Origin of the sequence: Luteimonas sp. TWI382, assembly GCF_039674545.1 — a bacterium.
Taxonomy (GTDB): domain Bacteria; phylum Pseudomonadota; class Gammaproteobacteria; order Xanthomonadales; family Xanthomonadaceae; genus Luteimonas.
Genome location: NZ_JBDJNS010000035.1, coordinates 26,481 through 36,608, shown reverse-complemented (window position 1 = coordinate 36,608; position 10,128 = coordinate 26,481). Strand labels below are relative to the sequence as shown.

The following is a 10,128-nucleotide window of genomic DNA, read 5'->3' as shown; positions in this document are numbered from 1 at the left end:
CAATTTCGCCTCGCGAAATTGCACTCTGACCCCGGTTTTTTTAAGCGCGACTCCGGCGGCCCTGCGGTTGCCGACCGCAGTGAACTGCGTCCTCGCGCATTCAAAGAAAAGCGGCCCCGAAAGGAGCCGCTTTGGTCTGGACCGCAGGCCGCGATGCCGCGGCCTGCAATGGGCGAGACTCAGTTCTCGCTGGCGCCGGCGCCCGAGGTCTGGGCGTTGACGTAGTTGCGGTACTCCTCCGGCGTGATGAAGCCATCGCCGTCGGCATCGACGTCACTGAAGACTTGCGCCAGGCCCTCCAGGCCCGCGGCCTCGGTCTGGCTCAGACGGCCGTCGCCGTCGGTGTCCAGGTCGGCCCAGGTGACCTGGCCCTGCTGCGCCTGCGGCGCCTCGGCCGTCGCATCCTGCGCGTAATCCTGCGTGGTCGCCTCGGTGGTCGGCGGCGCCTGCTCCGCGGTCGGATCCTGCGCGAATGCCATCGGCATCGCCATCGCGGCACCCAGAGCAATGGCGGCGATCAGCGGCTTGCGAGCATTCTTCATCGTGGTCTCTCCTGCGTTTCTTTGGGGAAGTTGGCGCGGGGGTACTTCATCCTCGTCGTGGATACCGCACGGTCCCTACCCTGCCTGCGCCGAAATGAACCGCCCCGCCCTCTGAATCGCGCCTGATTACGAGCCTTTAACCACGCGCTGTCCGATGCGGGCTAAGCCAATGTTCCCGATGGGTGAACGCAGCGCCGCCAGCCCCCGTCACGACCAGCTTTATCGAACGCACCAGCTCGCTGTCTCACGTTCGCGACGGGTCGTGACTCGATGAACGCCAACACAATATTTACGAAGCGCCGCGATTTCACAGGCGTTCCTGCTGATCCGCAGCCGTATGCCACACTCGGGTTTTCCCCGATTGTTTCCTGGAGAACCGCATGCCACGACTGCTCGCGCTCCTCCCGCTCGCCGCCTCGCTGTTGTTGACGACCGGCTGCGATGGCACCGCCGCCAACAACGCACCGACGACGGCACCGGCCTCGAGCGGCGAACAGACCGCGCGCGACGCCGCCGGTGCGGATGCGATCGAGGGCCTGCCGTTCGCGAGCACCGCAGTCGCCACCTTCAACGAACCGTGGGCTCTGGCGTTCCTGCCCGACGGCCGCCTGCTGGTGACCGAGAAGACCGGGACGCTGAAGCTGGTGACGCTGCCCGACGGGCAGGCGCGCGAGATCGCCGGCGTCCCTGCCGTGGCCTATGCAGGTCAGGGCGGTCTGGGCGATGTCGAGCCGCACCCGCAGTTCGCGCAGAACGGCCTGATCTACCTGAGCTATGCCGAGGACGGCAAAGGCGGCCGCGGTGCGGCCGTGGCGCGCGGCCGCTTGGACGTCGAGGCCGGCACGCTCGAGGATGTCGAGGTGATCTGGCGCCAAGTGCCCAAGGTCTCGGGCAACGGCCATTACGGCCACCGCCTCGCGTTCGACCGCGACGGCAAGCTGTGGATCTCCTCGGGCGAGCGGCAGAAGTTCGATCCGTCGCAGGACATGGCCTCCAACCTCGGCAAGATCCTGCGGCTCGAGGACGACGGCCGCGTGCCGGCCGACAACCCGTTCGTCGACCAGGGCGGCGTCGCGGCGCAGGTCTGGTCGCTCGGCCATCGCAATCCGCTGGGGATCGCGTTCGATGCGCAGGGCCGGCTGTGGAACAGCGAGATGGGCCCGGCCGGCGGCGACGAGCTGAACCTGGTCAAGCGCGGCGCGAACTACGGCTACCCGATCGTCTCCAACGGCAACCACTACGACGGCCGGCCGATTCCCGACCACGACACCCGCCCCGAGTTCGAGAAGCCGGCGATCACCTGGACGCCGGTGATTTCACCCTCGAGCCTGATGGTCTACTCGGGCAACCTGTTCCCGGCATGGACCGGCAACGCTTTCATCGGCGGCCTGTCGGGCCAGACCCTGGTGCGCGTGGAAATCGACGGCGACAGCGCGCGCGAGGCCGAGCGCTTCGCGATGCGCGCGCGCATCCGCGGCCTCGAGCAGGGGCCCGACGGCGCGCTGTGGGTCATCGAGGATGGCGAGGACGGCCGGCTGATCCGGCTGACGCCGCGCGAAGGCTGAGCGCGTCGGCGTCGCCGATACGCAACGCTCTGGCAGAGCCGCGCAGCCGCGGCCTGCCGGCGGCCGGTCAAAGCGCCGGCCGCTCGATCGGGTTGCCCATCGCCGCCCGATAGCGCACATACAACGCCTGCACCTTCGCGATGTAGGCCTGCGTCTCGGCGTAGGGCGGCACGCCGCCATAACGCGTGACGGCACCGATCCCGGCGTTGTAGGCCGCCAGCGCCAGCGTGCGGTCGCCGTCGTAGCGACGCAGCAAGGCGCGCAGGTGCCGGGCGCCGGCCCGGATCGATTCGCTAGGCGCGTGCGGATCGGCGACACCGTAGTCGGCGATCACGTCCGGCATCAGCTGCATCACCCCGCGCGCGCCCTTGGGCGACACTGCATCGGCATCGAAGCCGCTTTCGGCATGCGCGATCGCGCGCAGCCAGGCCTCGTCGAGTCCGTAGCGCTTCGCAGCCGCCGCGAACACGGCCGAGTGCGGCTGCAGCCTGGCCGTACCGACCGCGCCCAGGCCCTCGTGCGCGGGCTCGCCCGGCGGCGTGTGGGCGGTGAAGCGCAGGTACGGGCGTGCGCCCGGCAATCGACGCGTGCCGTAGACCAGCGCCCCGTCCTGTTCGCGCTCGTAGAGCACGCCACTGAACACGCCCATCGCGCCCCACAGGTTCGGCGTCTGCACCGCATCGTCGGGGACCTGCCGCGCCTCGCATGTCGACCCGGGCTCGGGCGCCGTCGACAGGCTCACCGTGCCGTCGCGCACGCAGCGCCAGACCGTGCGTGCCTGCGCGGGCGTCGCACACAGCACGGTGGCCAGAACGATGCCGCACGCGGCAAGCGAGGGACGGCGGACGGGCATCGGAACTCCGGCGGGCAATCCCGGCCAATTACGCCCGGCCCGGTGAACATTGTGTCGGCGGCACGATTGGGGCGATCATCCCCGCCCCCCGCCCGAGCCCCCTTCGATGCCGCACTGGTCGACGCTGATCCGCGAGATCCCCGATTTCCCCAAGCCCGGCATCGTCTTCAAGGACATCACCCCGGTGCTGGCCGAGGGCGCCGCGTTCGCCGCTGCGATCGAGGCAATGGCCGCGCCATGGCGCGACACGCCGCCGACCGCATTCGTCGGCATCGAATCGCGTGGCTTCATCTTCGCCGCCGCCCTCGCCCAGGCGCTGGGCACTGGGTTCGTGCCGGTGCGCAAGCCCGGCAAGCTGCCTGCGCGGGTGCTGCAGCACGACTACGCGCTCGAGTACGGCCAGGACCGGCTGGAGATGCACGCCGACGCGTTGCCGCCCGGCGCGCGCGTGGTCCTGGTCGACGATGTGCTGGCGACCGGCGGTACGCTGCGCGCGGCGTATGCCCTGGCGCGTGCGCAGGGCGCCGAGGTCGTCGGCGCGACGGTCCTGGTCGAACTGGCGGCGCTCGGTGGACGGACGCGCTGGAACGATGCGGTGCCCTTGCACGTCGCATTGCCGGGGTGACGGCACAGGGCGGTCGTCGCGGCGCTTCGACGGGAGGCGACCTATCGTGCGGGTCCCCACCTGTCGCACCCGCCCCATGCACGAGGAACGCCTGACCCTGAGTCGCAACGACTGGATGCCCAACAATCCCCGGCTTGCGGTGCGGATCTACCGTGGCCTGCGCACGGCGAGCGATGCGCCGTTCGACGCCGCGGCCTTCGAGGCCCGCTTCGGGGCCAATGGCTGGCCTGCCGACTGGCGCGGTGGGATCTACGACTACCACCACTTCCATTCGAGCGCTCACGAGGTACTCGGTGTGGCCGCCGGTACCGCCACGCTGATGCTGGGCGGCGCCGGTGGCACGATCGTCGAGGTCGCCGCGGGCGATGCGGTGCTGCTGCCGGTCGGTACCGGCCACTGCTGCGTGCAGGCCGATGCGGCATTCCGCGTCGTCGGCGCCTATCCCCGCGGCCAGGAGAGGGACATCCAGCGCGCGGCGCCGGATGCCAAGACGCTCCAGCGCATGCACGCCGTGCCCGACCCGCGTCGCGACCCGGTGACCGGCAAGCGCTTCTGATCCGCGCCGCCAACGCGGCGCCTGCGATTCAGTCGTCGTCCTCGTCGAAGGCGTGTGCAAGCCAATCGCCGTCCGTCTCGTCGTCGTGGGGCGCGTGCGGGGCGGGCTCGAGCAGCGTGTAATCGTCGACATCGGGGCTGCGAATGCGCCGCGAGACCCGATAGGCCTCCAGCAATGGCTGCGGCATGGTCTCCAGGAAGCGCAACGCCGCGGGCGGGCCGGCCAGCCAGTCGCCGATTGCCGCGGCCGGCATGAACACCGGACCGTCGGGCACCAGCGGCGCCGGGATCGCCGGGTTGGGATGGGTCAGCACCGCGAACGTGTACAGCTCGGGCGTGTCCTTGGCCCAGTGGTCCCACAGCCCGGCAGCGAACAGCGGCTCGCCGTCCTGCGCCTGGATGAAGTACGGCACCGGCGTCTCGCCGCTGCGGTCCCATTTGTAGTACCCATTCATCGGCACCGCGCAGCGGCGGGTCTCCCAGGGCCGCCGGAAGATCCGGCTGCGAGGGGCCCGCGCCAGACGCGCGGTCACCGTGGTGTAGGGCGTTTCGGGCAACGGCGACCAGCGCGGCACCAGGCCCCAGTCGAAGTCCTCGACGACCGGGCCGTCGCCACGGTCGAAGATCACCGCCGCCGGACGCCGTTTGCCGATGTTGTAGCGCGGCGGCGTCACCGACAACGCCTCGCCGACCGTCCGAAGCAGCGCCGGCGGCCACGGCGCATCGCCGAAGGCCTGCACGAACCTACGCATTGCTGGGACCGCGCGCCATCGGCGCAGGTTGTCGGCTGGACATGCGTGCAGTCTCTCCCCGATCGCGTGAAGCCACCGCGCTGGTCTTCACGCGCTGCCCGCACGCTGCGGGCCACGGTCGTGCGTTTCCCACACAGGACGCCCGCATGCAACGCACGCCAGATCCGCAGGATGCCCCGATGCCCGATGGCGACGTGCCGGGTTCGGCGCCCCATCCGATGCACGACCCGATGCCTGACCGGCCGATCGATCCGCCCGTGCCGACGCCGGGCGACCCCGAACGGGATCCGCAGCCGCAGCGCGACCCACCGTCGCCCACCCGGCCGCAGGACCCGCCGCAACCGGTCTGACAGGGGGCGCGTGCCGCGCCCCGCCCGAAGGGGCGCATCACGCCATCGCAGGCGCCCGCGGCAGCCAACGGGCGTCGGCCTCGCGCTGGGGCAGTGGCGAGGCCGGCGCAATCGCCGGGACCAAGCGCTCGCCCTCGTAGCCGCCATCCACGCTATGGATGCGCACGACAGCGCCGCACAGCAGCACTGAGGCGTCGCAGGCCAACTGCCGGAACGCGGCATCGCGCGTGGGATGGTGCGACAGCGTACGCCCGGAACCGGCATCGAGCAGGGTCCAGTCGAGCGAAGCCGCGCAGTGGCGCAGCAGATAGCGGATCGGCGTCATGGTGGCCCCGGTCAATGAGAAGGTGAGACCGGGCGTCCCGGCGACGACGCATCATGAAGACCTTCCGATGAGGGTCCGGTGTGCAGCCCGGCGATGGGCTGCACTATCTGCACGAACGCCAACCGCGCCCCCCCCCGCGGCCGGGTGGGATCGCCAGCGCGCCCGCGGCGGGGCACAATCGACCTCGGGGCGGCGCGAGGGCGTCGCCTTTCGTCTGTGTCCTGCCGGCGCGACCGCTGCCGGCCCTTCTTCATGGAGAACCTGATGTCCACGCTTCCCCGCAGCGGCCTGCCGCCGTCCGATGCCGGCGCCACGCCTGCGATCACTGTATCCAGCATCGACCTGGCGCGGCTCGAAGCCATGCTGCAGTCGCCCGCGCTGCGCAACCACCCAACGGCCGAACTGCTCCAGCGTGAGCTCGACCGGGCCGAGGTGCTGGCCCCCGACGCCATGCCCCCCGAGGTCGTGCGCATGAACACGGTCGTCGAGTGCGAGGACGCCGACGGTGCGCCGCGCCATCTCACCCTGGTCTATCCCCAGGAGGCGGACGTCGCCAAAGGCCACGTCTCGGTGCTCGCACCGGTCGGCGCCGCATTGCTCGGACTGTCGATCGGACAGTGCATCGACTGGCCGACGCCCGGCGGCGTCCTGCGCCTGCGCGTCACCTCCGTGCAGCCGCCCGAGAGCTGATCCGGCCAGGCTTCGCGCGCCGGCGATGCCGGCAGCGGCAAGCTCGTGCCATGCGTCCCCTGCCCCGATCGTTCTACGCGCGCGACGCCCGCAGCGTTGCGCCGGACCTGCTCAACAAGCGCCTGGTGGCCCGCGATGGCCGCCAGGCCCGCATCCTCGAGGTCGAGGCCTATTGCGGCGCCGAGGACGCGGCGGCCCATTCGTTCCGCGGCCCGACTGCGCGCAAGCGGGTGCACCGCCGACCACGCGGCTCAGTCGGAGGCGGCGAGCGCTGCCTCTACATCGGCGACCGAACCGGGCCGCGTGACCCGGGCGACCTCCACGCCGTCGCGCAGCACGATCAGGGTCGGCCACAGCTTGACCCCGAAGCTGCGCCCCAGCGGCCGCCCCTTGCCGTCCTCGACCTTGATATGGGCGAGATCCTGACGCCCCTCGATCGCGGCGCGCAGCAGCGGCTGGGCGGCCTGGCAGTGGCCGCACCAGTTCGTTCCGAACTCGAGCGCGAGCACGCCGGTGGTGGCGTCGATGTCGTCGCGCGTCGGCGCATCGGCGGCGTAGTGCGCAGTCCAGCCCATGGTCAGGCCCCGACTCAAGACAGTGCACGCTCGATCGCATCGAGCGGCAGGTTCGTATAGTCCTTGGCCAGGTCCGCGACCAGGCGCTGGGTGGTTTCCTTGTGCAGCAACGGCCGCACCCGCCCCAGCGTGTGCGGATCGGCGATCAGCACCAGGTCGGTGAACCTGTTCTTCAACGCGCCTTCGTTGAGCCCCAGCGCCAATTGCTTGGCGAACGTGGCCTCGTCGAGCTGGGATGCGCTCGATTCGGCGGGCATCGCGCCGGCCGGGCCGTCGTCGTCGAGGTTCATGCCCTCCAGCAGCGCCTCCTGGCGCAGTGTCAGCGCGCCTGCCTCGCCGACATTGGTGAACACGCGCGCCGCGCCCCCATTGGCCACCACGATCATTGCGCCCTGGGGAATTTTCATCGTCATCGTCTCGCCTCCACTTGCTGCATCGCGCCGGATGGCGCGCACCCAATGTAGGCAGGCGGGTGTGAGCGCGACGCAATGCGACGCGGGTCGAGGGCGGCGCGCTCAGCGCCAGGGCCGACGCCCCTCGGTCCACGAGTCCGAGCGCGTACGCCCGGCCGGCCACGACTCGTGGATGTCGCGCCAGGTCGGCCCGAACGGCGTATCGAATGCGTCGTAAACGCCGTTGCCGGGCAGCAGGCCCAGACCGGGGTAGCCGACGGGACCGTCGTAGCGCGCCACGCGCAGATTGAGGTTCACGGTACCGCCCGCCTCGCCTGCGCGCTCGCGGCACAGATTCAGATCGGCGGCGTTCCAGTGACTGGTACCGCCGCGCGAGGAATGGCCGATCCCCGTGCTGACGCTGCCGGTCACCGCGCGCGCCTGGCCGTCGGGCGCGGTCGGGCAGCCGCCACGCCGCACCAGGGCGTCATCGTGGCGTTGGCGCCAAGCGGGCGTCGCCGTGCGCGGACCGGTGTACTCGCCCTCGCCGAATGCGGCCTCGCCGGTGAACATCGGCGTTGGCGGCAGGCGCAGGTCCGCGCGTCCATCGCCGGCATTGGCCAACGGCGGCGCCAGCGCCACCGCAAGCAGCCAGGTCAGCATCGAAGTGCGCATGCGCAGATCCCGTTACGCCCGAGAGCGACGGCTCACGCTACCAGTGTTTCGTTGAATCGCTGCTGGCCGCGGCCCGATGGCCGTCAGCCGTGACGCATCCACAGGCAATCGATCGCATCCAGCGCGATGTGCACCAGCAGCCCGATCGCAAGCAGGCGGGTACGACGCGGCACCATCAGGGCGCCATAGACCGCGATCGCAGGCGCGGTGTGCAGTGGGTGGAAGCCGATGCTGCAGCGGTCGGGCTGATACACCGGGTCGGCGAGCAGATGATCGAGATCGATCAGCCAGCCGAGCAACAGCAGGCCCCAGGCGCGCAGGAACCGCTGGCGCCAGAACATCCAGGCCAACAGCGCCGGTACCGCGGCATGGAGCAGGAGATGGACGATGGCACGCGAACCCATCGTGAGTGTCCGCCGGGCGCGACAGGGTACGCCACCTCGGAAGGACGGCCGCCCCCCCGCATCCCGTACCATGTCGTCCCTTCCTTGGGAAGGCGCAGGGGCTGCTTCGACGCGAAGCGATGGACACGGCAGGCATGAAGGCGGGATCGGGGATGCGCAAAGCGGGGCTGCTGACGATCTGCGCAGGCGTGCTGTCGCTGGCGGCCTGCGTCGGGTGGCATGACGATGCGCCCATGGTCACGGGTCAGCCGACGACGGCGATCGAGACCTCCCAGACCTGCGAGCACGTCCACATCGGCCCGCACATCGCGCTGCGCCTGCCTGCACCCGAAGGCGGCTGGTCCGGCGCGCCGCAGGCCGTGGTGGTGATGAACACCTTCGCCGGCTCGGTCGACATCCAGCACGGCACGCGTCTTCGCTGCGGCTCGCCCGAAGATGCCCGGTCGCTGGATTCACGCTTCCGCACCGGGGTCGGCGCGGTGATCGTGCCCGAGGCGGGCGACACCGCGCCGATCGAAGTCGGGTTCGACGACAACGCGCTGCCGCTGTGGCGCCCGATCGTCCAACTGGGCGAGCCTGCGCCGATGCAGCGGGCCGACATCGCACGCTTCGCGATCCGCATCGCATCGATCGCGGTCGTACTGACGCTGCTGGTCTCGGCGCTGCTGGCATTCTTCGCCACCCGCGAGCGCGCATTCGCCAGCTATGCGGCCGCCGCATCGCTGTTCGCGCTTTGGCAGGCGCTGCTGTCCGGGCTGTGGGCCTGGCCGCGACCCTGGCTCCCGGTGGCCGGTGCGACCATCCCGGTCCTGGTCGCGCTGGGACTGGGCATGGCCGGGCTGACCGCCAACGCGTTGCTGCTCCAGTCGGGCCTGCGACAGCGACGACCGCGGCTCGCTCGCGCCGCCACCTGGGGAACGCACGGCCTGGTCGCCACCGCCATCGTGGTCCCATGGCTGCCGGTGCAGGCGGTGGCCGCCCTTTCGGTCGCGATCGAACTGGGCTTCTACCTGCTCTGCGTCGCGTTTGCGATCGCGGCACTGACCGCGCTGACCGCGCTGACGCAGCGCCGCGGCGACCGCTTGCTGCTGCTGGCCGGCGTCATCCCGTTCCTGCCGATCGCCGGCCTGCAGGCGGCCTGGCCCGATGTTCTGGCACTGTGGAAGGTCGAGGCGTTCATGCTGGCCGGCGGCTGGCTGGCGTTGACCTGCAGCATGACCCTGACACTGCGCCTGGGCCGGCTGCGGCGCCAGCGCGACGAGATGCGCATGCTCGCGCAGACCGATGCGCTGACCGGTCTGCCCAACCGGCGGGCCGCGCTGGAACGGCTCGAACAGTGCATGGCCGATGCGCGCGATGCCGACACGCCGCTGACGATCGCTTTCCTCGACGTCGACCACTTCAAGCGCATCAACGACGTCCACGGCCACGAGACCGGCGACCGCGTCCTGCGTCATGTCGCCCGCGCGCTGCGACACGCATTCCGCGACGCCGACCATATCGCGCGCATGGGCGGCGAAGAGTTCCTGGCGATCCTGCCCGGGGCCGAGCCGGTCCATGCGCAGACCCGCATCGACGTGCTCCGCGTTTCGCTGCAAGACATCGGCAATGCGCTGGGCATCGCCGGCCTCCAGGTCACCCTCAGCGCCGGCGTCAGTGCCTTGCACCCGCTCGACCGGGACACCGCGGCCCTGCTGCGCCGCGCCGATGCAGCGATGTACGCGGCCAAGCGCGGCGGCCGCGACCGCACCGAAACCGCCGCGGCAGCGATCACCTGACGACGCTGCACGGCCACAGCGCGCCGACGCCGGCGCGTTCACTGGGC

Annotated in this window: 14 protein-coding genes and 1 pseudogene; 7 read left to right on the top strand and 8 right to left on the bottom strand. The window is 70.8% G+C overall.

What is annotated here, in order from left to right:
- Positions 1 to 179: 179 nt before the first annotated feature.
- Positions 180 to 542 (bottom strand): EF-hand domain-containing protein, encoded by a 363-nt coding sequence (locus tag ABE505_RS16105; protein ID WP_255493067.1) that lies wholly within the window; start codon positions 540 to 542, stop codon positions 180 to 182.
- 380 nt (positions 543 to 922) lie between these two features.
- On the opposite strand from ABE505_RS16105, the gene ABE505_RS16100 reads away from it, so the two are divergent.
- Complete coding sequence (locus ABE505_RS16100; protein WP_346442871.1) at positions 923 to 2,107, top strand: PQQ-dependent sugar dehydrogenase; 1,185 nt, start codon at positions 923 to 925, stop codon at positions 2,105 to 2,107.
- Positions 2,108 to 2,174: 67 nt separating this feature from the next.
- Here the strand turns inward: ABE505_RS16100 and ABE505_RS16095 are convergent, their stop codons facing one another.
- Positions 2,175 to 2,960, bottom strand: coding sequence for a lytic transglycosylase domain-containing protein (locus ABE505_RS16095; RefSeq protein ID WP_346442870.1), 786 nt, complete (start codon positions 2,958 to 2,960; stop codon positions 2,175 to 2,177).
- A gap of 106 nt (positions 2,961 to 3,066) precedes the next feature.
- Between ABE505_RS16095 and ABE505_RS16090 the strand changes: the two genes are divergently transcribed.
- Both ABE505_RS16090 and ABE505_RS16085 read left to right on the top strand, forming a co-directional pair.
- On the top strand, positions 3,067 to 3,585 hold the full coding sequence (locus ABE505_RS16090; protein WP_346442868.1) for an adenine phosphoribosyltransferase: 519 nt from the start codon (positions 3,067 to 3,069) through the stop codon (positions 3,583 to 3,585).
- 76 nt (positions 3,586 to 3,661) lie between these two features.
- The gene (locus ABE505_RS16085; RefSeq protein ID WP_346442866.1) at positions 3,662 to 4,141 is read left to right on the top strand and encodes a cupin; all 480 of its coding nucleotides are present in this window, start codon (positions 3,662 to 3,664) and stop codon (positions 4,139 to 4,141) included.
- A 28-nt stretch (positions 4,142 to 4,169) separates the two neighbouring features.
- On the opposite strand, the gene ABE505_RS16080 is transcribed toward ABE505_RS16085, so the two are convergent.
- The gene (locus ABE505_RS16080; protein ID WP_346442864.1) at positions 4,170 to 4,892 is read right to left on the bottom strand and encodes an SOS response-associated peptidase family protein; all 723 of its coding nucleotides are present in this window, start codon (positions 4,890 to 4,892) and stop codon (positions 4,170 to 4,172) included.
- A gap of 146 nt (positions 4,893 to 5,038) precedes the next feature.
- Here ABE505_RS16080 and ABE505_RS16075 point away from each other — a divergent pair, with 146 nt between their 5' ends.
- Positions 5,039 to 5,242: a hypothetical protein gene (locus tag ABE505_RS16075; RefSeq protein WP_346442862.1), complete on the top strand. Its 204-nt coding sequence runs from the start codon at positions 5,039 to 5,041 to the stop codon at positions 5,240 to 5,242.
- Positions 5,243 to 5,279: 37 nt separating this feature from the next.
- On the opposite strand, the gene ABE505_RS16070 is transcribed toward ABE505_RS16075, so the two are convergent.
- On the bottom strand, positions 5,280 to 5,567 hold the full coding sequence (locus ABE505_RS16070) for a hypothetical protein (RefSeq protein ID WP_346442860.1): 288 nt from the start codon (positions 5,565 to 5,567) through the stop codon (positions 5,280 to 5,282).
- A 264-nt stretch (positions 5,568 to 5,831) separates the two neighbouring features.
- On the opposite strand from ABE505_RS16070, the gene rnk reads away from it, so the two are divergent.
- A complete protein-coding gene (gene rnk, locus ABE505_RS16065) occupies positions 5,832 to 6,257 on the top strand; it encodes a nucleoside diphosphate kinase regulator (protein ID WP_346442858.1) in 426 nt (141 codons plus the stop codon).
- 50 nt (positions 6,258 to 6,307) lie between these two features.
- Positions 6,308 to 6,496 (top strand): annotated as a pseudogene (locus ABE505_RS16060) (DNA-3-methyladenine glycosylase); the annotation flags it as partial.
- A gap of 12 nt (positions 6,497 to 6,508) precedes the next feature.
- Here ABE505_RS16060 and ABE505_RS16055 read toward each other — a convergent pair.
- From ABE505_RS16055 to ABE505_RS16040, 4 genes are all read right to left on the bottom strand, one after another.
- On the bottom strand, positions 6,509 to 6,832 hold the full coding sequence (locus tag ABE505_RS16055) for a thioredoxin family protein (RefSeq protein WP_346442856.1): 324 nt from the start codon (positions 6,830 to 6,832) through the stop codon (positions 6,509 to 6,511).
- Between the two features lie 14 nt (positions 6,833 to 6,846).
- Positions 6,847 to 7,245, bottom strand: coding sequence for a host attachment family protein (locus ABE505_RS16050; RefSeq protein ID WP_346442854.1), 399 nt, complete (start codon positions 7,243 to 7,245; stop codon positions 6,847 to 6,849).
- A gap of 102 nt (positions 7,246 to 7,347) precedes the next feature.
- Positions 7,348 to 7,899, bottom strand: a complete 552-nt coding sequence (locus ABE505_RS16045; protein ID WP_346442852.1) for a hypothetical protein — start codon at positions 7,897 to 7,899, stop codon at positions 7,348 to 7,350.
- Positions 7,900 to 7,982: 83 nt separating this feature from the next.
- A complete protein-coding gene (locus ABE505_RS16040) occupies positions 7,983 to 8,303 on the bottom strand; it encodes a DUF6122 family protein (RefSeq protein ID WP_346442850.1) in 321 nt (106 codons plus the stop codon).
- 152 nt (positions 8,304 to 8,455) lie between these two features.
- Between ABE505_RS16040 and ABE505_RS16035 the strand changes: the two genes are divergently transcribed.
- Positions 8,456 to 10,081 carry a diguanylate cyclase gene (locus ABE505_RS16035; protein ID WP_346442848.1) on the top strand — a complete coding sequence of 542 codons (1,626 nt, stop codon included), beginning with the start codon at positions 8,456 to 8,458 and terminating at the stop codon, positions 10,079 to 10,081.
- Positions 10,082 to 10,128 lie beyond the last annotated feature (47 nt).

Coding starts and splice junctions, on each gene's coding strand:
- ABE505_RS16070 (WP_346442860.1), bottom strand. CDS start 5,567: ATGACGCCGATCCGCTATCTGCTGCGCCACTGCGCGGCTTCGCTCGAC.
- ABE505_RS16090 (WP_346442868.1), top strand. CDS start 3,067: ATGCCGCACTGGTCGACGCTGATCCGCGAGATCCCCGATTTCCCCAAG.
- ABE505_RS16035 (WP_346442848.1), top strand. CDS start 8,456: ATGCGCAAAGCGGGGCTGCTGACGATCTGCGCAGGCGTGCTGTCGCTG.
- ABE505_RS16075 (WP_346442862.1), top strand. CDS start 5,039: ATGCAACGCACGCCAGATCCGCAGGATGCCCCGATGCCCGATGGCGAC.
- ABE505_RS16040 (WP_346442850.1), bottom strand. CDS start 8,303: ATGGGTTCGCGTGCCATCGTCCATCTCCTGCTCCATGCCGCGGTACCG.
- ABE505_RS16095 (WP_346442870.1), bottom strand. CDS start 2,960: ATGCCCGTCCGCCGTCCCTCGCTTGCCGCGTGCGGCATCGTTCTGGCC.
- ABE505_RS16050 (WP_346442854.1), bottom strand. CDS start 7,245: ATGACGATGAAAATTCCCCAGGGCGCAATGATCGTGGTGGCCAATGGG.
- ABE505_RS16055 (WP_346442856.1), bottom strand. CDS start 6,832: ATGGGCTGGACTGCGCACTACGCCGCCGATGCGCCGACGCGCGACGAC.
- rnk (WP_346442858.1), top strand. CDS start 5,832: ATGTCCACGCTTCCCCGCAGCGGCCTGCCGCCGTCCGATGCCGGCGCC.
- ABE505_RS16100 (WP_346442871.1), top strand. CDS start 923: ATGCCACGACTGCTCGCGCTCCTCCCGCTCGCCGCCTCGCTGTTGTTG.
- ABE505_RS16045 (WP_346442852.1), bottom strand. CDS start 7,899: ATGCGCACTTCGATGCTGACCTGGCTGCTTGCGGTGGCGCTGGCGCCG.
- ABE505_RS16085 (WP_346442866.1), top strand. CDS start 3,662: ATGCACGAGGAACGCCTGACCCTGAGTCGCAACGACTGGATGCCCAAC.
- ABE505_RS16105 (WP_255493067.1), bottom strand. CDS start 542: ATGAAGAATGCTCGCAAGCCGCTGATCGCCGCCATTGCTCTGGGTGCC.
- ABE505_RS16080 (WP_346442864.1), bottom strand. CDS start 4,892: ATGCGTAGGTTCGTGCAGGCCTTCGGCGATGCGCCGTGGCCGCCGGCG.